This is a genomic window from Catellatospora sp. IY07-71, assembly GCF_018326265.1.
Taxonomy (GTDB): Bacteria; Actinomycetota; Actinomycetes; order Mycobacteriales; family Micromonosporaceae; genus Catellatospora.
Window position 1 is genome coordinate 7,119,080 of record NZ_AP023360.1, and the last position, 19,703, is coordinate 7,138,782.

The following is a 19,703-nucleotide window of genomic DNA, read 5'->3' on the forward strand; positions in this document are numbered from 1 at the left end:
TCAACCTCGCGGCAGCCCCTCCTTCACGCGAGCTGCTCGATCAGGTCGGCGGCGGTGTCCGCGCCGTCAGCGGCACGGATCTGCGCGCCGAGCCTGGCCGCCGCCTCCCGGTGCGGGCCGTCGGCGAGCATGCGGGTGATCGCGGCCCGGATCTCGGCGACCGATGCGGACCTGGCCAGCACCTCGGCGGCGCCCTGCCCGGCCACGGCCCGCGCGACGTCGGGCTGGTCGCCCAGCGGGGACATCGGGATGAGGACCAGCGGCAGGTCGTGGGCCAGGGCCAGCATCGTGGTGCTGTGCCCGGCATGGCCGATGACCAGGGAGACGGTAGGGAGGATCTCGGCGTGGGGCACGAACCGGTGCACCGCCACGTTGGCCGGGGCGCGCACGTCCTCGGGCGCGGTCGCGTGACCGGTGGTCAGCACGACCTGCACGGGCAGGTCGGCGACGGCGTCCAGGACGGACTGCAGGACGGCGGTCTGGCCGGCGTAGAAGATGGTGCTGAGGCTGACCAGGATGCGCGGCTGGGCGGCCTCGTGCCGCACGGGGGCCGGGGCGCCCATCGGCCAGACCGGTCCGGCGTAGCGCAGCGTGGAGGGCACCGAGGTGGCCTCGTCCAGGTCGGCGAGCCCGGCGAGGATGCTCAGGTCGGCCTTGGCCCACAGGCGTGTCGGCCCCATCCCCCGCAGCCGACCGACGAACCCGACGGCGCCCGAACTGAAGGAGCCGCCGAGGTATCCGTACACGGTGTGCATGAGGGCGACGTGCGGGACGCCGAGGCGCTGCGCGGCGAGGAACGGGCCGAGCAGCATGCAGTCGAGCACCATGACGTCGGCCGGCGAGCGGCGGTGCGCCTCGATCACGTCGGCGGTGCTGCGCTTGGACGTGAACAGGCGGACGTAGTTCCAGGCCCAGCGGGCCGCGCTGGTGGGCGCGGTCGCCGACCATCGTCCGGCGTGCCGGTAGGGCTCGAACGCCAGCCCGGCCGCCTCGACGGCCGCCCGCTGCTGCGGGTGGCCAAGCACCCTGACCTGGTGGCCGCGCCGGTGCAGCCGGGCGGCGACACCGAGCACCGGCGGCACGTTGCCGCCACCGTCCCAGGTGGTGAACAGAAACGAGGGCATCCTGAACTCTCCGGCAGCGGCGGCAACCCAGCGGGCAGTACTCGATCATTATCAATTCCGGTCACCGCCGCTCCGACACCGCCCGTCCCCACCCGGATCACCCCAGGCCAATCCCTCAAGGAGGCACACTCAGTCTCTTGCGCGGATTGGTCTGTGATGCAAAGCTAACTTCATGACAGACGAATCCGCTTCCCGCGAGGACTCCCCTCGCGAGCTGCTGGCGGTCGTGCGCGACCTGACGCGCCAGGTCCGGGCCGCCCAGCGGGCCACCTGGTTCCCGCTGCTGGTGTTCGCGGCCATCACCCTCATCGCGATACCCGTCTACCGCTACGCCCCCTACCTCGACGTGTTCGGCACCTGCCGCTCGCAGGGCAACCACACGGTCTGCGCGGCAGAGAACCCGGTGCTGCTCGGATACTGGACCGTCGCGCTGACGGCGGCCTACGCGGTGATCGCGGGCTTCTACGTCAGGCAGTCACGGCGGCGCGGGGTGGGCACGCCCGTGCGCCCGTACATCGTCGTCGGCATCATCCTGGCCGTCCTCATGACGGCCGCGTCGATCTGGCTGATCTACCATCCGCTGCCGCCCCTCCCCGCCGATCCCTTCTCCACGGAACCGACCTACCCCACCCCCGGGCCGGGCGGTTGGCTGGTCCTTGGGCTGGCCAGTCCCGGGTCGGTGATCGGCCTGGCCCTGTTGGTGCTCGCGTGGGTGGAACGGCACTGGGCGCTGCTCGCGTTCAGCCTCGGCTACCTGGCGATCGGATTGGTGCAGGGCGCCCAGGTCATCCATACGTCGTCGCCGTGGTTCTTCCTGCCGTATCTGCTCGTCCCGGCCGCGGTCCTGCTGCTGGGTGCCGCCGCGTTCGCCTTGTTCCGGCCGGCTGCGCAGGTCCCGGCATGATGACCGAGCACCCCGCCAACGGCCTCGACGACGTGGTCCACCAGCGCGTCCGGCTCGGCATCATGGCCATCGCGCACCAGGCCCGGCAGGTCGAGTTCGGCTTCCTGCGCACCACCCTGCAGCTGACCGCGGGCAACCTCGGGCAGCACCTGACCGTCCTGGAGAAGGCCGAGCTGATCCAGATCGAGAAGGGTTACGAGGGCAAACGGCCCCGTACCTGGGTCACCCTCACGGCCGCCGGGCAGGCCGCCCTGCGCAACGAGATCACCCAGCTCAAGCAGCTCATCCAGCAGGTCGAGCAGGCGGAAGGCCCGCCGGCCGCAGACTGACGGGGGCGCGTTGCAGGCGGGCCCATCCGGTCCGCCTGCAACGCGATGGCGTCAGTCCGGGGTCGGCCCACCCGAGACTGCGGCCCGGGGCCCGGGACGCAAGGAGCGGACCACGTAGCCGAGCGCGATCACGGCGTACAGCGGGTAGCCGAGTTCGCGCAGGTCGAGGGAGTCGCCGATGGACCACGTGTTCGGGTCGAGCCCGAAGTCGTAGTCGACGAGCGCGAACAGCAGCCACAGCGGCGCGTACGCGCCGTCCAGCATCTCGCCGTGCTCGGGGTCGAACGCGGTGGCCGGCCACAGCTGCACGATCACCGCGACGTCGGCCACGGCGACCGCGCCGATCACCCCGACGATCCACGCGATACGGATGAGACCGCGGTGCGCGAGCAGCGCCGCGACCACGAGCACGACGGTCAGCCCGGCCAGCCAGGCCAGCCCCGCCGCAGGCTTGCCGAAGCCCTTGTCGAGCTGCAGGATCGCGAACGCCACGGCTGGGACGAGCACCGCCGGGACCGTCCACCCGCCCCGGGCCCGCAGCAGCCCGGCGAGCCGGTACGCCGCGAAGGCCGTCAGCGCGGTGACGGTGACGGCGGCCAGTGCGTATACGAAGTCCACGTCGGCGTGATCCATGATGTTGCTGCCGGTCAGGCCGAGCCCCGCCAGGAACGCGACTACGCCCGCCACCAGCAGCACCGTGCACACGACAGGGGCGAGCAGGATCCCGGTGAGCTTCGCGTTCCTGATGTCGGCCATGCCGCATGGTGCCACGGCCGCCCCGCGCCCGCTGCCCCCACGACCGTCACCGCCGCGCACGGCGCGGAGAGCGTTCTCCCAGCGACTGATGACGGCATGGTGATCGATCGTGTTCACTGGTGCCGTGCGCGATTGGGAGGCCGAGTACGCCGAGTTCGCCGCCGTCTACAGCGGACGGCTGCGCAGGCTGGCCTACGGCCGGTGCGGTGACTGGGACACGGCCGACCGGCTCACCCGGCGGGTGCTGGTCGCCGCCTACCGCCGCTGGCACTCCGGCGAGCCGCCGGACGCGCTCACCGAGCGGACCATGGAGCGGCTGCTGCGCCGCCACGACGGCGGGTTCCCGGCGGACGGGCCGGCGCCGGCGCTCGCGTACACCTCGGCTGATCTGATCGCCACGGGCCGCGCCCGGCGGCGGAGGATGCGCGCGGTGACCGCGGCCGTGACAGTGGTCGCCCTGGCCGCGGCGGGCCTGGCGGTGTATGTGCTGCGCCCGGCCCCGCGCGGCACCCCGTTCCTGCCGGAGGACTGCATGGCCGGGCTGCCCTCGGCCGCGGGCGTCGCCGCGAGCCCGCCGCCGTCGGCGCTCCCGTCGACCGGCGCGAGCGGTGCGGGCGGCCTGGACCGGCTGACGGCGCTGGACGGGGTGCTGCCGCTGCCGGGTGCGACGGTGATGCCGGAGCAGGCCCGGCGCGAGCAGCTGAGCTGTGCGGTCGCCGCCTACTTCCGGTCCAACGTGGGGCCGGACGGCCTGGAGCGCGTCGACCTGGGCCTGGATGCGCGCGGTGAGCTGCGCCCGGTGGCCGCGCTGCTCGATCCGGAGATCGCGCCCGCCGCACTCACGGTGAGTGTGCGGGTCTACACGGCCAGCGGCCTGGGCACGGTGACGATCTCCGTCGCGCCGACGACGCTGCGTCCGGAGCCGGAGCATTGTGCCCGGCTGGCGTTCTGCCGCCTGTCGCGGGTGACCGAGGAGCAGGTGGTCGAGCAGTACGGCCTGCATGAGACGCCGGAGACGGCGCGGGCCGGGTACCGGCTGGGCGACGGCGCCGAGTGGTGGTCGGTGGTGTCCTACTCGGGGCACAGCATGGTGCTGATCACGATCACGAACACGCCGGACGTGCGGGCGGCGCTGCCCGCGAGCATCCAGTGGGCGCCGCTGAGCGAGCAGGTCGCAGGGCTGGCCGTGGACCCGCGCCTGGCGGTGTTCGATCCGCCGCGCCCGTCGGCGAGCGTGTCGGCGTCGCCGTGACCGGTGCTCAGCGCAGCGTGCGGTCCAGGGTGTACTTCCGCTGCAACAGCATGGCCACGATCATGAGCACGGCCGGGACGATGCCGAAGCCGAGGCGGATCCAGGTGTGCGCGGGCTCGGGCTGCACCACGCTGGTCCCGGCGGTGCTGGCGACGAAGCCGCCGACGGCCAGGCAGGCTGAGTAGACGTACGGGCCGAGCGCGCCGCCGGTGGCCTCGGCGGCGGTCCACACGCCGGTGTAGGTCCCGGCGCGGGTGGTCCCGTCGGCGCCGCTCGCCCGGATGACGTCGGGGACCATGGAGAACGGCAGCAGCTGCATGGCCGCGAACGCGATGCCGAGCACGGCGACCGCGCCGATCAGCACGGGCAGCCCGGCGGCGCTGCCCAGCGCGAGCACCAACGAGCCGAGCACGAACGCGGCCTGGGCGATGAGCAGGCCGGGCTGCTTGCCGATGCGGCGGGCGACGACGACCCAGACCGGGGTGGCGATCAGGGCGGGGGCGACGAACGCGGCGACGAGGACGGTGGTCAGGCCGGGGCGGCCGAGTTCGTACTCGGCGAAGTAGGGCACGGCGGCCAGCACCAGGTGGGTGGTGGTGGACATGGCCAGGTACGAGCCGACGAGCCAGCGGTACTGCGGGTCGCGCAGGGCGGACAGCAGCGCGCGCAGCCCTGCCGTGCCGTGGCCCGCGCCGGTGACGGCGCTCGGGGCGGCGGCGGTGAGCCGGCGTACGCCGCCGATGCCGACGACCATGGCGGCCAGCATCGCCGCGCCGAGGATGAGTCCCATCAGGGCGTATCCGCCGCGGCTCGGGTTCTCCTTGCCCGCGATCATCGGGGCGAGCACGCCGCTGAGCAGGATGCCGACGGTGAGCACGACCATGCGGAAGCCCATGAGGCGGGTGCGCTCGTGGTAGCCGATGGACAGGTCGGCGGGCGTGGACAGGTAGGGCACCTGGTAGGCGGCGAACAGCAGGTTGCCCGCGATGAACGCGATCGCGACCCAGCCGGCGGCGGAGTCGCCGGTGAGCCCGCCGGGCACGAGGAACAGCGCGGCGAACGCGAGCGGCAGCCCGCAGCCGATCGTCATGAGCAGGCGGCGGTGGCCGCGCCGGGCCAGGTCGGTGTCGGACAGGTGGCCGACCCACGGGTGCAGCAGCACGTCGGCGATCTTGGGCAGCAGCAGCACGAGACCGGCGACGAGCGGGGCGACGGCGAGCACGTCGGTGAGGAAGTAGAGCAGCAGCAGACCCGGTACGGTGACCCAGGTGCCCATGCCCAGCGACCCGCCGGCGAAGGCCAGCATGCCGCCACGGGGCAGCCGCGCCGTCTCGTCCATGACTTCTCCTCGCCCGCATGCGGGTGTAATCCAACGTTTGCTGGATAGTAGGGCACGATGGAGCGCATGACCACACCTCGCCGTGGACCCGGCCGACCCAAGCGCAGCGAGCAGCGCGTGACCCCGGAGGCGATCGTGCAGGCGGCGGCCGGGCTGTTCGCGCGGCGCGGCTTCGACGCCGTCGGCATGCGCGAGGTCGCCGCGGCGGCCGGGGTCGACGTCGCGACGGTGCACCACCACGTGGGCACCAAGGCGGCGCTGTACGACTCCTGCTTCGCCAGCGTGTTCGCCGACGAGAGCGAGGCGCTGCTGCGGGCCGTCGAGGCGGCCCGCGCCGGGCTGGCGGGCGGCCCGGAGCCGGCGCTGGCCGCGCTGCACGAGCTGGTCGACGTGTTCATCGACTTCCTGGAGGACCGGCCGGAGACCACCGGCCTGTGGCTGCGCCGCTGGCTGGAGCCGGACCGGCACGCCGAGCTGGACCAGCGCTACTCGCAGCCGCTCTACCTCGCCGTCGAACAGCTGCTGGCCGAGGCCGACGCGGCGGGGGTGCTCAGCGAGCCGCAGCCGCACCTGGCGGTGCGCGGCCTGGTCTGGTCGGTGCACGCGCACGTGGTGGGCCTGCTGTCCGGCGCCGACGGCGCGCGGCGGCGGCGTGAGTTCCGCACGTACACGCACCGCTGGCTGGACCGCATGTACGCGCCGCGCTGACCGCGCGCGGGTCAGTCGCCGGGCAGGTCCAGGCCCAGGCCGAGCCACTCGGCCAGGTCGGCGATCTCGCCGTGCACGGCGGCCGCCAGGGCCTTCGGGAACGGCGAGTCCTGGTGGATCGCGTCCACGCGCAGCACCCCGGCCTTACGGTCGGCGGTCGCGTCGAGCTTGCCGACCAGCCGGTCGCCGTGCAGGATCGGCAGCGCCCAGTAGCCCCAGCGTCGTTTCGCGGCGGGTTTGTACATCTCCAGCTGGTACTCGAACTCGAACAGGTCGGTCATCCGCTTGCGGTCGAACACCAGCCGATCCAGCGGCGACAGCAGCACGGTCCGGCCCTGGAAAGCCTGGTCGAGCTGCGCGGGGTCGACGCGCCAGCGGCCGCGTACGCCCTCGATCACCGCGGGCTCGCCCGCGTCCAGCACGTCGCCCGGCTCGGCCTGGGTGCTGGCGCCCCGGCTGCGGGCGATGCCCAGCGAGCGCAGCCGCCGCTCGGCGCGGATCCGGGCCGCCTCCTCGGCGGGCACCACGTGGTCGTCGGGGTAGATGCGCTCGGCCAGGTCCCACAGCCGCCCGCGGTGGTCGCGCCCGGCGACGGCGACCTCGCCCCGGGCCTCCATCAGGTCCAGCAGCTTCAACACGTTGCGGTCGTTGGTCCAGCCGCTGGACTGCCACGGCACGTCGCAGGTGTCGGGCAGCTCCCGGGCGGGCAGCGGCCCGTCGGCGCGCAGCCGGGACAGGATGTCCAGGCGGCAGCCGCGGTTGGCCGCGACCCAGCCCTGCCGGAACTCCTGCCAGTCGGCGAGTTCGCCGCGGCCGGGCCAGTCGGCCATGTCCGCACGGTAGAGCGCGAGGTCCTCGGCGGGCCGGATCATGCCCTGGACCTCGATCAGCCGCTGGTCGCCGAGCGCGGCCTGCAGGTCCGCGGGCCGGTAGGCCGAGCCGAGGCGGCTCCACAGCACCAGGTCGGCGTTGGGCGCGACGGCGGCGGTCTGGTCGTACTGCAGCAGGGTCAGCTGCCGGACCACGCCGAGCAGCGAGCCCGGCCGGGGGCGGCCGAGCAGCTGGGCGCGCACGGCGATCCGGCGCGCGTCGGCGCGCGACAGCTGGTGAACGGACACGCCCGCAGCCTACGGCCGCCGTCCGACACCGAGCGGGCTTGACGGGAGGCACTCTGCCGGGCCAATATCCAACAGACGTTGGATATTGGGGAGGGTACGCGATGACGCCACGCGTCGCCGTGATCGGCGCCGGCCCGGCCGGGCTGGCCACGCTCAAGGCACTGGCCGACCGGGGCGTGCCCGCGGTCGCCTTCGACGCCGCGGCGCAGGTCGGCGGCCTGTGGGTGTACGGGGCGCCGCACTCCTCGGCCTACCGCACGCTGCACCTCAACACCTCGCGGACCCGCACCGAGTTCGCCGACCTGCCCATGCCCGCGGACTGGCCCGACTACCCCGACCACACCCGCATCGCCGCGTACCTGCTCGACTACGCCCGGCGCTTCGGCCTGCCGGCCTCCGTCCGGCTGCGGCACACCGTCACCGGCGTGGTCCGCGACGGCGACGGCTGGCGCGTCACCGCCGCCGGGCCCGACGGCGTCACCACGGTCCACGTCGAAGCCGTCGTGATCGCCAACGGCCACAACAGCCGCCCGAAGCTCCCCTCCCCCGCCTACCCCGGCGAGCTGACCGCCGAGCAGCTGCACAGCCACGACTACCGCGGCCCCGAGCAGCTCGCCGGGCGGCGCGTGCTGGTCGTCGGCGGCGGCAACTCCGCCATGGACATCGCCGTCGACGCCTCCCACGTCGCGTCGCGCACCCTGCTGTCGGTGCGCCGCGGCGTCTGGATCGTGCCCAAGCACCTGCTCGGCAAGCCGTCCGACACCCTCAACGGCGCGCTCGCCAAGCGCCTGCCCTGGCGCGTACGCCAGCGCATCAGCCAGACCATGCTGCGCTTCACCGTCGGGCGCCTGTCGGCATACGGCCTGCCCGAGCCCGAGCACGGCTTCCTGCAGGACCACCCGACCCTGTCCGACGCGCTGCTGTCGCGCATCAGCCACGGCGAGATCACCGTCCGGCCCGGCATCGCCCGCTTCGACGGCGACCGCGTCCACTTCACCGACGGCGCCGCCGACGAGATCGACCTCGTGGTCTGGTGCACCGGCTACGACATCGACCTGCCGTTCCTCGACCCGGCCCTGCTCGGCGACGGCGCGGACCGGCTGCCGCTGTTCCGCCACGTGTTCCATCAGCAGGCGCCGGGCCTGATGTTCGTCGGGCTCATGCAGTCCACCGGCTCCGGCCTGCCCGTCGTCGAAGCCCAGGCCCGGCTGGCCGCCGCGCACGTGTCCGGGCAGTACGCGCTGCCCACCGCCGCCGCGCAGGCCGCCGACATCGCCGCCGAGCACCGCGCCGCCCGCGAGCGCTGGGGCGAGCGCCGCCCCGCCATGCGCATCGACTTCGACGCCTACCTCGCGCTCGCCGCGAAGGAACTCGCCGCGGGGGCCGACCGCGCCCGCCGCGGGCAGGGCGTCGCCTGGACCCGGACCACCGTTGAGGAGACCACCCGATGACCCGGCTCGACGGCAAGCGCGTCATCGTCACCGGCGCGAACGGCACCTTCGGGCGCATCCTGTGCGCCCGGCTCGAACTCGCCGGCGCCCGCGTCGTGGGCCTGGACCTGCACGAGGGCAGCGTCGGCAGCACCCCCGTGCTGGCGTGCGACCTCACCGACGGGACGGCCGTGCCCGGCGCGGTCGCCGCGGCCGTCGAGCTGCTCGGCGGGCTGGACCTGCTGATCAACAACGCGGGGGTGGGCGGACCCGCTCCGGCCGAGCTGCCGCCGGGCGACGCGGCGCGTACGCAGCTGGAGGTCAACCTGATGGCCGCGTGGCACACCACCGCCGCCGCGGTGCCCGCGCTGGAGCGCAGCCGCGGGCGCGTCGTGTTCGTGTCCAGCCGGATGGCGCTGCTGCCGCTGCCCCTGGCCGCCGCGTACGGGGTCAGCAAGCGGGCGCTGGTCGCCTACGCCGACGCGCTGCGGCTGGAGGTCGGCTCGCACATCGGCGTCAGCGTCGTGTACCCGAGCATGGTCGCCTCCCCCATCCACGACGCCACCGCCGAGGCGGGCCTGTCCCTGCAGGGCGTCTCCCGGTACGAGCCCGTCGACGGCGTCGTCGCGGCGATCCTGCGCGCCGCGGCCGCGCGCAAGGCGCCGCGCGACGTGGCCACCACCGGGCGCGGACGCGTCGAGCTGTTCCTGGCCCGGCACCTGCCGTCGCTGGCCGGTGCCATCGTGCGGCGCACCATCCGCACCCGCATCGCCGCCGGCGACCTGGACCGAGCCCCGCTCGCCGCCGGCATGCTCCGCCGCGCGGGCCGCTGACCAGCGGGATCAGCCGGGTGGTAGATCATGCAACGGTGTCTGCGTGCCCTTTCTGCTTCCCTGCCGTCGAGCCCCAGGTCGTGCTGTCAGACTCGTGGTGTTACGCCATGTGGACCGGTGACACGGGCACACCCGCGGGATCGGCGATGATCCTTCCCCGGGCGCACCGGACGACCGTCTTCGACCTGACCTCTCGCGAGTGGATCTCCACGAAGGGTCTCCTGCGGCGTATGAAGGACCTGATCGCGGCCGATCACGCGCCTCAGGGATGGAACGTCGGCTGGAATGTGGGACCGGTCGGCGGCCAGAGCGTCTTCCACGCGCACTGCCATCTCGTGCCTCGGTACGCGGCGGAACCGCTCGCCGGGCGCGGAATCCGGCACTGGATCAAGGACCCGGCCAACCGGCCCGCGGCCAGGACGGTCTAGTGACCGCCGACAGCAGGCACGGGGTCTCGCGAATCATGTCGTGAACCTACCGGCCGGCCGTCGGCGGCCCCGCGGCCCGGGCGGTGAGGTAGGCGTCCAGGGCGGCGGCGCCGGTGAGCATGGCGCGGCCGCGGGCGGTGAGCCGGGTTCGCCAGTCGTGCAGCATGGACTCCAGCGGCGCGACGCCGCCCGCGGCGCGGACCTGGGCGAGCAGCGGGGCGATCTGCTCCAGCCGGTAGCCGCCACGACGAAGCTGGTGGGCCAGCCGCGCGTTGCGTACGTCGGCCGCGCTGTAGACGCGGTAGCCGGTGTGCGGGTCGCGGCGCGGTTCGACGAGCTCGGCGCGTTCCCACTTGCGCAGCGTGGCCGGGCGCAGCCCGAGGCGCCTGGCGAGGGGGCCGATGAACGTGTCGCCGCGTTCCTGCGGCACGGGCGCGAGGTCGCGCAGCGCGGCTTCGACGGCCTGCAGGGTACGGCGGTCGTCGAGCAGCTGGGCGTGGCTCTCGTCGATGAGGCGAAGCGCGTCGTCGGCCGCGTCCCGGTTGACCGCCTGCATGATCGCCGTGGCGGTCTGGTGGCCGTGTCCGGGCAGCAGGGCGAGGAAGGCGTGCAGGGCCTGGGCGTGCAGCGGGGTGTAGCGGCGGTAGCCGGTGGTGGTGCGCTCGGCGGCCGGGAGGATCCCGACGTCTTCGTAGTTCCGGATCGCCTGGGTGGACAGGCCGTGGGCGCGGGCCAGGTCCACCGGCCTCAGGTGTACCGCGTGTTGAAGGTTTTCGGCCGACATGGCATTCGTATCCTCGGCAAAGTCTCAACGGTGGGTTCAACGATACTGTGTAGAGGCATGACTACTGCGATTCGAGACACCACGCGTGCGCTCTCCGCCGCCGAGGTCCTGCGAGTGCTGCCGTCCCGGCCGCGGGTGCTGGCCCTGGGCGAGCCCACTCACGGTGAGGATCTGCTGCTCGAAGTCCGCAACGAGCTGTTCCAGCAGCTCGTGCCCGAGGGCTACCGGACGATCGCGATCGAGAGCGACTGCCTGCTGGCCCTGGTCGTCGACGACTACGTCACCTCCGGCAAGGGCAGCCTCGACGAGGTGATGGCGAACGGCTTCAGCCACGGGCTCGGCGCCTCGGCGGCCAACCGCGAGCTGGTGCGGTGGATGCGGGCGTACAACGACGGCAGGCCGGCCGCCGAGCAGGTGCGCTTCGCGGGGATCGACGGGCCGCTGGAGATCAGCGGGCCGGAGAGCCCGCAGGAGTCGCTGACCGCGCTGTACGCGTACCTCGCGTCGCGAGTGGACGCGGACCTGCTGCCCTGCCCCGCAGGGACGATCGAGCGGCTGCTGGAGGACGCGGGCCGGTGGGTCGACCCGGCCGTGATGCTGAACCCCGCCCGCTCCGTGGGGCAGTCGCCCGAAGCCGCCCGCCTGCGGCTGCTCGCTGACGACCTGGTGGCGCTCCTCGACGCGGAGACCCCGCACCTGATCGCGGCGTCCTCGCGGGACGAGTGGGAGCGGGCCTGCCTGCACGGACGCGCCGCGGTCGGCCTGCTGCGCTACCACCACTGGCTGGCCGACACCTCGCCGGGACGGATGACGCGGCTGCTGGGCGTGCGGGATTCGATGATGGCCGACAACCTCGTCGCGCTCGCCGGCCGCGGCCCGGTGCTGGTCCACGCGCACAACCTGCACCTCAAGCGGGAGAAGGCCGTGATGGGCATGTGGCAGGGCCGGATGGAGTGGTGGGGCGCGGGCTCGCTGGCGCACGCCCGCCTCGGCGCGGACTACGCATTCCTGGCCACGGCGCTGGGCACGATCCGCCACCAGGGGGTGGGCACCCCGCCCACGGACACCCTCGAAGGGATGCTGTACGCACTGCCCGAGGACCGTTTCCTCGTCGACTCGCACGCGCTGGCCGCGCTGCTCGGCGACGCGGCTCCGCCGCCGCGCGAGTCGGCCTGGTTCGGCTACGCCCCGCTGGACCCGGCCCACCTGTCCGGGACCGACGGCCTCGTGTTCGTCAAGGACTCGCCACAGGGGTAGGCACCATCGGAACGCGCTCATCCCGCGGCGGCACCTCGCGCCGCCGCGGGCCGGGCCGACGGTATCCCGCGACGTGATCCATCACCTCTGTCAGCAAATCGACATCCGTTTCTGACTTACGGTGATCGGAACCTATCCTTCCGTGAGTGGATTCCGACATCGTCACCGCCGAACAGGACCTGGCCCGCTGGGTCGCCGCACAGGTAGCTCCCGAGGAGGACGAGCTCTTCACGGTGCTCGACGCCGCCTACCGCAAGGACCCCGCCCTGCTCAGCGGTCGCGGCTCGGGCGACGACGAGATGCTCGGCTTCGGCGTGGAGACCGTGGCCGCCCTCATGACCCCCGTGGTGTTGGCCGCCGTCACCGAGGTGATGCGCTACCTCACCGAGCAGTACGGCACCACGCTCCGGGCGCGGCTGTCGCTGCGGCGGACCCGCCGTGAGGCCGCCGAACCCGCTACCCCGGCGATCGACGACGCCCAGCTGGCCCACGTGCGCTCCATCGTGCTCGACAAGTGCACCCAGGCGGGCATCGACGAAGGCCGGTCACGGCTGCTTGCCGACTCCGTCGCCGGAGCCCTGCGCAACGACGGGTGACCGTGGTCGACCCCGCGCCGCCCCGCGCTGACTCCGCCGTGGTCTCCGGCACCACCCTGCGTTTCCTGTCGCTGGTCGCGGCCATCATCGGCACCGGCAGCTACGCCTTCAGCGTGCTGTACATGCGGCTGCCCGGCAACGCCGTGTCGGGCAGGTTGACCTACGCCCGCTGCGGTGAACTGCTGCGGCGCAGCGGTCTCGGCCTGTCCCTCGATCCCGACGCGATCGCGGCGTCAGAACGCGACCGGGTTGAGGCCAGTCGCTGCCTGGCCCCGTTCGAGCAGGGCGAGGCGTGGTGGATCCTGGCCGGGCTGGCGCTGCTGCTGGCCGTGGCGCTCGGTCTCTACCTGGCCGCACCGTGGTGGACCCGGCGGCGGGCCGGGCTGGTGCCCGTCACCGCCGGAGACTTCCCCCGCCTGCACGCGGGCCTGCTCGACCTCACCGCGGAGATGGGACTGCGCAGACCGCCCCGGTTCGTGCTCGATCCGGCGGCGCACACACCGGGCGGGCTCGCCTTCGGCCGGACCGGCCGGTACTGGGTCCGGATCAATGCCGGCCTGGCGCCCCTACGGATCACCGACCCGGCGACGTTCCGCGCCGTGGTCCTGCACGAACTGGCCCATCTGCGTAACCGCGACGTCGACATCGCCTACGCCGCGACGGCCCTGTGGCGGGCGTTCGTCGTGGTCGCGCTCCTGCCGATGACGGTCGTGATCCTGTATCCGCGCATCCTCACCGATCCGGCGAGGGCGCCGTGGACGGCTCCGGACTACCTGGAGTACACCCTCAACACAGGGCTGCGCACGGCGCTGTTCGTGCTGATCGTCTACCTGGTGCGCAACTCGGTGCTGCGCGCTCGCGAGCTCCACGCCGACGCGCGCGCCGCCCAGCACGGAGCCGCCGACGGGCTGCGCCGGGTGATGGCGGCCGCGGCGAAGGACACGCGGGTGTGGTGGCGCCGCCGGTTCGGCGTACACCCCGCCGCAGCGGCCAGGCTGCACGCCGTCGACCATCCGCTGGCGACGCTGCGTCCCGGCTTCGGGGAGCTGTTCGGCGCCGGCCTGACCACCATGATCGCCATCGGCCCGCTGAGTCTCCTGGCCGCCTTCGGGCTCCCCCACGACGGCACCCCCACCGGCCGGTACCTGGCCTGGCTCGCGGCACCGGTCGTCGTGGGCGTGCTGGCCGCGGCGGCGTGGCGCGCCGAGCTGCTGTCGGCGTACGGGACACGCGCGTCGGTGCTGCCGGGTGCGCTGGGCTTCAGCCTCGGCTGCCTGCTCGGCGACCTCGCGTCGAGCCTCGAGACGGTCGGCACGTGGGGCGTCTTCGGCAGCGACTTCGCTGCGGGCAGGATGCCGCTGGCCGGCAGCGTCGAGGTCCCCGGGATCAGCCTCACCGCCGGGCTGGTCGGCGCGGTGGCGCTCACCGCCGGGATCGTCATCCAGGCGGCCCTCAGCGCCGCCGCGGCACGCGCCTGGCTGCCCGTGCTGCGCGGGGCGCACAGCCGGTGGGCCTGGCTGGCCGGCGTCGCGGCCACGGTGACCTTGTTCGCCGTATGGTTCGGCATCTGGCTCGAACTGCGCCCAGCGCCGTACCTGATCGGCCGGTTCTACCACCTCACCGCCGCCGACTTCACGACCCTCGGCGAGCAACTGTGGGAGGGGCCCGGCTTCAGCCTGTTCTCCACCGTGTACCCACCGCTGCAGCTGTTCTCCGATCGCCCGCTGGCCGTACCGGCGGTCGTGGTGGCCTTCCTCTTCCCGTTCACCGCGCTGCTGCGCCGTCCCGCAGCGCCCGGCCGCGTTCCGGCGAGCGCGACCGACGATCCCCCGCGCGGCCTTCCCGCCGACCGGCCGGACCTGCCCCGCGCCGCGCAGACGCGGGCCGCGGTGCTGACCGGGCTCGCCGGGGCGGGGCTGTTCACGGTCCTGACGCTCGTCCTGCGCGCGGTGCTGCACCAGGTCGCCTACGGATCGCCCGGTCTCGTCTTGTACCACTCGTACGCCCAGCTCGCGCTGGCCGTCACGATCCAGGCGGCCGTGGGCGGGGTGGTCGCGGCACGACACCGGCGCGGCCTGCTGCTCGGCCAGGTCGCGGCCCTCACCTGCGCCGCCACCGTGATCATCGGGGAGCAGGCGGCCTCGATCCTGGGCCGGTGCACGCCGCTGCTGCGGCTGCGCGAGACGACCTGCAGCGCCCGGATCGACCTGTCCTACGCAAGCTTCCTGCTGGACAGGATCGTGATCCAGGGCGCGCTGGCCGCGCTCGCCGTCGGCGTGCTGGTGGTCCTGCTCAGGCGGGCGGCCGCGCTCGTACCCGCCGCCCGCCCGCGTCGGCCGTGGATCCGCTCCACGGTCCTCACCGCCACGGTCACGGCGCTGGTGGTCGTCGGCGTCGCAGCGGGCAGCACCCTGTCGGCGATGACCGACACCCCCGCGGCCGCCGTTCCGGCCCCCACCCGGTCCGCCGCCGCCGCGGTTCGCGTGCTCACCCAGGCCGAGGCTGAGCAGGTCGCCGACGCCGGAGCCACCGTGCTGCCCCCGCACTGGCGCACGGAGCCGGAGTCGACGAGCAGCGACACCTCGGTCCTCGACGACCCCGAACGCTGCACGGCGCTGGTCGAGGAGACCTACCTGACCGACCTCGACAAGCGACAGCCGATCGTCGCCCGAGGCCGGTGGACCGACGGTGACAAGATCACCACCTCGTCGATCTACGTCACGGTCCGCTCGTTCGCGCAGCCTGTGCCTGCCGAATCACTGACCGCGGCCGAGAACGCACGGGCGTCCTGTCCCCGGTTCACGCAGACGACCGGCGAGGGCACGCCGCTGCACTACACCGTCCACGCGGCCCGCGCACCCGCGCTCGGCGACCAGGCCTGGCGGACGGATCTGACGATGACCGCCGAAATCTCGGGCATCTCGTTCGAGGGCACGCTGATCATCATGTTGATCCGGGTCGGGCACACCCTCATCCAGGTCACCTTCAGCGCGTTCAGCGAGCCCGTCGACGAGAAGCTGCTGCTCGACGTGCTCACCAGGACGGTGGGGTCCCTGCCCTGACACGGTCGAGACTCCGGCGCCGGGTCGGGCCGCGGGTGCCGAACCGGGCCTGCGGCGGCGGCCGTGGCCAGGACCGCTAGGTTTGCTGCCGTGACGCAGCGCCTGTTCATCGCGATCTACCCGCCTGCGGCGGCGGTCGCCGACCTGGCCGCCGTAGCCTCGCAGCTGCCGTTCTGCCGTCCCCACGCCGAGGGCCTGTCCCTGCGGCCCGTGCCGCCCGAGCAGTGGCACGTCACCGTGGCCTTCCTCGGCACCATCGACGGCGCGCAGACCGCCGCCGCGCAGGCCGCCATGCGCACCGCCGCGGCGGGCACGGTGCGAGCGCCCCGGCTGCGGCTGACCGGCGGCGGCCGGTTCGACAACGGCCGCGCCGGCGCCGCCTGGACCGGCCTCGACGGTGACGTGGCCGTGCTGCACGACCTCACGACGCGGCTGCGCGGCGCGCTGGCCGGGGCGGGGGTGCCGTTCGACGACCGTCCGTACCAGCCGCATCTGACGCTGGCCCGGCCCGGCGACCGGCTCGACGCGGACCAGTGGCGCGAGGTGCTGGACCGGCTCGACGCGTACGCGGGACCGGCCTGGCCGGCCGCCGCGCTGTCACTCATGCGCAGCGACCATCCGATCAGCAACCACTACACGGAGATCTTCGCCGCTCCGCTCCCCCGCGGCTGATACGGCCCTGGCCGAGGCGGCGCTCGCACCGAATCCGGTTGACGCGGCCGGCAGGCTGGTGATCATGGACGACTTCGAGCGGCTCCTGGCGGCGCGCAGGTGGCCGAGGACGCGCCGCTGCCGTTCCCGGACGCGTCGTTCGACCTGGTCGTGAGCCGCCACCCGACCGTCACGGACTGGCCCGAGATCGCCCGGGTGCTGACGCCCGGCGGGACGTTCCTGTCCCAGCAGATCGGGGCGGGCACGAACATCGAGCTGACCCGCTTCTTCCAGGGACCGCAGGAGATTCCCGAGCACTGGCTGACCGGCTACCGGGTCGCGCGGGCCGAGGCCGCGGCGCTGGAGGTGCGCGACGTCCGGGAGGCGACGCTGCGGGTGGTGTTCCACGACGTCGCGGCGGTCATCGTGTTCCTGCGCAAGGTGATCTGGACCGTCGACGACTTCAGCGTCGAGCGCTACCGCGAGCGGCTGGCCGACCTGCACCGGCAGATCCAGCGGGACGGCTCGTTCGTGTCGCACTCCCAGCGCTTCCTCATCGAGGCGCGCAGGCCCCTCACGACTCCGACGGCTTGACCTTTCCCTCGGTACGCGGCCGGTCGGCGTCCTCGACGCGGGTGCAGATGCCGTACACCCTGGCGTGGCTGGTCCAGCCGTTCACCCGGCCGCGGTTGTTGCTGATCTGCACCCGGCCGTTCGGCAGGTCGACGGCCGACACCAGGTGCAGGTAGACCGTGCCCGCCACCCGGGCCAGCACGATGTCGCCGGGCTGCACCGCGGCCGGGTCGACGGGTGCGACGGTGACCCGGTCGCGGCTGCGGATCAGCGGCACCATCGAGTTGCCCGTCGGGCGGAACACCACCGTCGCCCCGGCCGCGACCCGAGCCGCCACCGCATCCAGCGCTCCCATGACCGACAGGATCGCGTGCCCGCCCGCCGGCAGCCACTCGTTTATGCGTCAGCCGGCCCGGCGCAGGCGGGCGAGCATCCCGTCGAGGTCGCGCAGGAACATCTCGTGGCGGAAGTAGTGGCCGCCGGGCAGCTCGTGCCACTCGTGCGGGATGCCGGCCCGGCCGAGCGCGGCGCGGAACTCCCGCTGCCCGGCCAGGACCTGGGTCTCGTTGATGGTGTCGAACCAGTTGACGGGGTCGGGCGAGGTGCCGGCGGCCAGGAAGATCCGCTTGTTGCGGTAGCTCTCGATGCGCTGCACCGGGTTGTCGGCGCTGACCCGGGCCTCGTCCCAGAGAGGAGCGCCGTAGACGGTGGCGCCGCCGAGGTCGAGGGGCGGCGGAGGTCGCGTTGGCCCGTTCTCCCTCGGGTCCGGGACCGCCCGCCGCCACGGCGTGATCGACACCGAGGCGACGGGACCGCGACATCCGACGATGAAACCGCCACCTTCGATGTTTGTCAACGCTGGGCGAGCGCGCCGTCTACGCGGGCCGCGACACCCTCACCGCCCGCACCCTGGCCTGACCCGGCCCGCGAACCGCCCCGCGCGGCAGTTTCGGGGAAACTGCAGTCCTCAAGGTCAGGAATCCTGCACTTTCCCCGAAACTGCCGCACGGGGGCGGGTCGCCCGGTTCAGGCGATCTTGCGGCGGTAGACCCGCATCGCGAACGCGTAGGCGATCACGAGGATCCCGGCGCACCAGCCGAGCGCGACCCAGATGTCGGTGCCGACCGGCTGCTGGTCGAACAGCGCCCGCAGCGCGTTCACGATCGACGTCACCGGCTGGTTCTCCGCGAAGGCCCGCACCGCGGCGGGCATGGTCGCGGTGGGCACGAACGCCGAGCTGATGAACGGGAGGAAGATCAGCGGGTATGAGAACGCGGTGGCCCCGTCGGTCGACGACGCCGCCAGGCCGGCGATCATCGCGACCCAGGTCAGCGACAGCGTGAACAGGACCAGGATCCCGGCCACGGCGAGCCAGTCCAGCACCCCGGCCGAGGTCCGGAAGCCCATCAGCAGCCCGATCAGGATGATCACGACGACGGAGATGGCGTTGGACACCACCGAGGTCAGCACGTGTCCCCACAGGACCGCCGAGCGGGCGATCGGCATCGAGTGGAACCGCTCGAAGATGCCGCTCTGCATGTCGTTGAACAGCCGGAACCCGGTGTAGGAGATGCCGCTGGAGATCGCGATCAGCAGGATGCCGGGCATCAGGTAGTTGGTGTAGTTGTCGGTGCCGGCCTGGATCGCGCCGCCGAAGACGAACCGGAACAGCAGCATGAACGCGATCGGCATGATCGTGACGGTGATGATGGTGTCCATGCTGCGGGTGACGTGCCGGATGGAACGGCCGAGCATGACACCGGTGTTGGACAGGACGTGCGCGCTCACGACTGCTCCTTGTTTCCGACGACGGCCAGGAAGATCTCTTCCAGGGTGGGCTGGCGCTCGACGAGTTCGGCCTTCGCGGCGGGCAGCAGCCCGCGCAGCTCGGCCAGGGTGCCGGAGACGATGATGGTGCCCTGGTGCAGGATCGCGATCCGGTCGGCCAGCTTCTCGGCCTCCTCCAGGTACTGCGTGGTCAGCAGGACCGTGGTGCCGCTGTCGGCCAGGCCCTGGATCTCCTTCCAGACCTCGATGCGCGCCTCGGGGTCCAGGCCGGTGGTCGGCTCGTCGAGGAAGATGACCTTCGGGTCGCCGATGAGGCTCATCGCGATGTCGAGCCGGCGGCGCATGCCGCCCGAGTAGGTCGCCACCCGGCGGCCTCCCGCCTCGGTGAGGCCGAACCGGGCCAGCAGGCCGTCGGCGACCTGGCCGGGGTCGCCGACCTGGCGCAGCCGGGCGACCATGACGAGGTTCTCCCGGCCGGTGAGGATCTGGTCGACCGCGGCGAACTGGCCGGTGAGGCTGATCGACTCGCGGACCCGCTCCGGCTGGGCCACCGCGTCGAACCCGGCGACAGCCGCCGTGCCGGCGTCCGGCTTCAGCAGCGTCGACAGGATCCGCACGACCGTGGTCTTGCCGGCGCCGTTCGAGCCCAGCAGCGCGAAGATGCTGCCGGCCGCGACGGTGAAGTCCACGCCCTTGAGGACTTCGAGCTTTCCGTATGACTTGCGCAGCCCACTGACGTGGATCGCGGGGGGTGGGGTGTCCATGGGGGTG

Annotated in this window: 20 protein-coding genes and 1 pseudogene; 12 read left to right on the forward strand and 9 right to left on the reverse strand. The window is 73.1% G+C overall.

Annotated features, from left to right (window positions below; translation table 11 throughout):
* Positions 1–23: 23 nt before the first annotated feature.
* Entirely contained in the window at positions 24–1,124 is a 1,101-nt protein-coding gene (locus CS0771_RS31665; RefSeq protein ID WP_212844417.1) for a glycosyltransferase, read from the reverse strand.
* A 172-nt stretch (positions 1,125–1,296) separates the two neighbouring features.
* Between CS0771_RS31665 and CS0771_RS31670 the strand changes: the two genes are divergently transcribed.
* Together CS0771_RS31670 and CS0771_RS31675 are read left to right on the forward strand one after the other, a co-directional pair.
* A complete protein-coding gene (locus CS0771_RS31670; RefSeq protein ID WP_212844418.1) occupies positions 1,297–2,028 on the forward strand; it encodes a hypothetical protein in 732 nt (243 codons plus the stop codon).
* The gene (locus tag CS0771_RS31675) at positions 2,025–2,357 is read left to right on the forward strand and encodes a transcriptional regulator (RefSeq protein ID WP_244871149.1); all 333 of its coding nucleotides are present in this window, start codon (positions 2,025–2,027) and stop codon (positions 2,355–2,357) included. The genes CS0771_RS31670 and CS0771_RS31675 overlap by 4 nt, the downstream gene beginning before the upstream one ends.
* 51 nt (positions 2,358–2,408) lie before the next feature.
* On the opposite strand, the gene CS0771_RS31680 is transcribed toward CS0771_RS31675, so the two are convergent.
* Positions 2,409–3,113, reverse strand: coding sequence for a hypothetical protein (locus tag CS0771_RS31680; protein ID WP_212844419.1), 705 nt, complete (start codon positions 3,111–3,113; stop codon positions 2,409–2,411).
* A 124-nt stretch (positions 3,114–3,237) separates the two neighbouring features.
* Between CS0771_RS31680 and CS0771_RS31685 the strand changes: the two genes are divergently transcribed.
* A complete protein-coding gene (locus tag CS0771_RS31685; protein ID WP_212844420.1) occupies positions 3,238–4,365 on the forward strand; it encodes a hypothetical protein in 1,128 nt (375 codons plus the stop codon).
* A gap of 7 nt (positions 4,366–4,372) precedes the next feature.
* Here the strand turns inward: CS0771_RS31685 and CS0771_RS31690 are convergent, their stop codons facing one another.
* A complete protein-coding gene (locus CS0771_RS31690; protein WP_212844421.1) occupies positions 4,373–5,704 on the reverse strand; it encodes an MFS transporter in 1,332 nt (443 codons plus the stop codon).
* A 66-nt stretch (positions 5,705–5,770) separates the two neighbouring features.
* Here CS0771_RS31690 and CS0771_RS31695 point away from each other — a divergent pair, with 66 nt between their 5' ends.
* The gene (locus CS0771_RS31695) at positions 5,771–6,412 is read left to right on the forward strand and encodes a TetR/AcrR family transcriptional regulator (RefSeq protein ID WP_212844422.1); all 642 of its coding nucleotides are present in this window, start codon (positions 5,771–5,773) and stop codon (positions 6,410–6,412) included.
* An 11-nt stretch (positions 6,413–6,423) separates the two neighbouring features.
* Here the strand turns inward: CS0771_RS31695 and CS0771_RS31700 are convergent, their stop codons facing one another.
* On the reverse strand, positions 6,424–7,530 hold the full coding sequence (locus CS0771_RS31700; protein WP_212844423.1) for a DNA glycosylase AlkZ-like family protein: 1,107 nt from the start codon (positions 7,528–7,530) through the stop codon (positions 6,424–6,426).
* A 101-nt stretch (positions 7,531–7,631) separates the two neighbouring features.
* On the opposite strand from CS0771_RS31700, the gene CS0771_RS31705 reads away from it, so the two are divergent.
* From CS0771_RS31705 to CS0771_RS31715, 3 genes are all read left to right on the forward strand, one after another.
* On the forward strand, positions 7,632–8,981 hold the full coding sequence (locus tag CS0771_RS31705) for an NAD(P)/FAD-dependent oxidoreductase (RefSeq protein ID WP_212844424.1): 1,350 nt from the start codon (positions 7,632–7,634) through the stop codon (positions 8,979–8,981).
* A complete protein-coding gene (locus tag CS0771_RS31710; RefSeq protein ID WP_212844425.1) occupies positions 8,978–9,793 on the forward strand; it encodes an SDR family oxidoreductase in 816 nt (271 codons plus the stop codon). The genes CS0771_RS31705 and CS0771_RS31710 overlap by 4 nt, the downstream gene beginning before the upstream one ends.
* A gap of 80 nt (positions 9,794–9,873) precedes the next feature.
* Complete coding sequence (locus CS0771_RS31715) at positions 9,874–10,221, forward strand: HIT family protein (protein WP_256442888.1); 348 nt, start codon at positions 9,874–9,876, stop codon at positions 10,219–10,221.
* Between the two features lie 46 nt (positions 10,222–10,267).
* On the opposite strand, the gene CS0771_RS31720 is transcribed toward CS0771_RS31715, so the two are convergent.
* The gene (locus CS0771_RS31720; protein ID WP_371821510.1) at positions 10,268–10,963 is read right to left on the reverse strand and encodes a TioE family transcriptional regulator; all 696 of its coding nucleotides are present in this window, start codon (positions 10,961–10,963) and stop codon (positions 10,268–10,270) included.
* A gap of 99 nt (positions 10,964–11,062) precedes the next feature.
* On the opposite strand from CS0771_RS31720, the gene CS0771_RS31725 reads away from it, so the two are divergent.
* From CS0771_RS31725 to CS0771_RS31745, 5 genes are all read left to right on the forward strand, one after another.
* Positions 11,063–12,262: an erythromycin esterase family protein gene (locus tag CS0771_RS31725; RefSeq protein WP_212844428.1), complete on the forward strand. Its 1,200-nt coding sequence runs from the start codon at positions 11,063–11,065 to the stop codon at positions 12,260–12,262.
* A gap of 146 nt (positions 12,263–12,408) precedes the next feature.
* A complete protein-coding gene (locus CS0771_RS31730) occupies positions 12,409–12,858 on the forward strand; it encodes a hypothetical protein (RefSeq protein WP_212844429.1) in 450 nt (149 codons plus the stop codon).
* The gene (locus CS0771_RS31735; protein WP_212844430.1) at positions 12,855–15,920 is read left to right on the forward strand and encodes a M48 family metalloprotease; all 3,066 of its coding nucleotides are present in this window, start codon (positions 12,855–12,857) and stop codon (positions 15,918–15,920) included. The genes CS0771_RS31730 and CS0771_RS31735 overlap by 4 nt, the downstream gene beginning before the upstream one ends.
* A gap of 90 nt (positions 15,921–16,010) precedes the next feature.
* A complete protein-coding gene (gene thpR, locus CS0771_RS31740) occupies positions 16,011–16,592 on the forward strand; it encodes an RNA 2',3'-cyclic phosphodiesterase (protein ID WP_212844431.1) in 582 nt (193 codons plus the stop codon).
* A gap of 99 nt (positions 16,593–16,691) precedes the next feature.
* A complete protein-coding gene (locus CS0771_RS31745; protein ID WP_212844432.1) occupies positions 16,692–17,165 on the forward strand; it encodes a methyltransferase domain-containing protein in 474 nt (157 codons plus the stop codon).
* Here CS0771_RS31745 and CS0771_RS31750 read toward each other — a convergent pair.
* The 4 genes and pseudogenes from CS0771_RS31750 to CS0771_RS31765 form a co-directional block, all read right to left on the reverse strand.
* On the reverse strand, positions 17,146–17,499 hold the full coding sequence (locus CS0771_RS31750) for a S24 family peptidase (RefSeq protein WP_212844433.1): 354 nt from the start codon (positions 17,497–17,499) through the stop codon (positions 17,146–17,148). The two genes, CS0771_RS31745 and CS0771_RS31750, sit on opposite strands and share 20 nt — an antisense overlap.
* Positions 17,500–17,547: 48 nt before the next feature.
* Positions 17,548–17,868, reverse strand: a pseudogene (locus CS0771_RS31755) (alpha/beta hydrolase-fold protein); the annotation flags it as partial.
* A gap of 302 nt (positions 17,869–18,170) precedes the next feature.
* Positions 18,171–18,899, reverse strand: coding sequence for an ABC transporter permease (locus CS0771_RS31760; protein ID WP_212846151.1), 729 nt, complete (start codon positions 18,897–18,899; stop codon positions 18,171–18,173).
* Positions 18,900–18,928: 29 nt separating this feature from the next.
* Positions 18,929–19,696: an ABC transporter ATP-binding protein gene (locus CS0771_RS31765; RefSeq protein WP_212844434.1), complete on the reverse strand. Its 768-nt coding sequence runs from the start codon at positions 19,694–19,696 to the stop codon at positions 18,929–18,931.
* Positions 19,697–19,703 lie beyond the last annotated feature (7 nt).

Bases quoted from the DNA above. Each gene is read 5' to 3' on its own strand.
- CS0771_RS31665 (WP_212844417.1), bottom strand. From the start codon at position 1,124: ATGCCCTCGTTTCTGTTCACCACCTGGGACGGTGGCGGCAACGTGCCG.
- CS0771_RS31710 (WP_212844425.1), top strand. From the start codon at position 8,978: ATGACCCGGCTCGACGGCAAGCGCGTCATCGTCACCGGCGCGAACGGC.
- CS0771_RS31750 (WP_212844433.1), bottom strand. From the start codon at position 17,499: ATGGGAGCGCTGGATGCGGTGGCGGCTCGGGTCGCGGCCGGGGCGACG.
- CS0771_RS31705 (WP_212844424.1), top strand. From the start codon at position 7,632: ATGACGCCACGCGTCGCCGTGATCGGCGCCGGCCCGGCCGGGCTGGCC.
- CS0771_RS31675 (WP_244871149.1), top strand. From the start codon at position 2,025: ATGATGACCGAGCACCCCGCCAACGGCCTCGACGACGTGGTCCACCAG.
- CS0771_RS31680 (WP_212844419.1), bottom strand. From the start codon at position 3,113: ATGGCCGACATCAGGAACGCGAAGCTCACCGGGATCCTGCTCGCCCCT.
- CS0771_RS31765 (WP_212844434.1), bottom strand. From the start codon at position 19,696: ATGGACACCCCACCCCCCGCGATCCACGTCAGTGGGCTGCGCAAGTCA.
- CS0771_RS31725 (WP_212844428.1), top strand. From the start codon at position 11,063: ATGACTACTGCGATTCGAGACACCACGCGTGCGCTCTCCGCCGCCGAG.
- CS0771_RS31760 (WP_212846151.1), bottom strand. From the start codon at position 18,899: ATGCTCGGCCGTTCCATCCGGCACGTCACCCGCAGCATGGACACCATC.
- CS0771_RS31695 (WP_212844422.1), top strand. From the start codon at position 5,771: ATGACCACACCTCGCCGTGGACCCGGCCGACCCAAGCGCAGCGAGCAG.
- CS0771_RS31690 (WP_212844421.1), bottom strand. From the start codon at position 5,704: ATGGACGAGACGGCGCGGCTGCCCCGTGGCGGCATGCTGGCCTTCGCC.
- CS0771_RS31670 (WP_212844418.1), top strand. From the start codon at position 1,297: ATGACAGACGAATCCGCTTCCCGCGAGGACTCCCCTCGCGAGCTGCTG.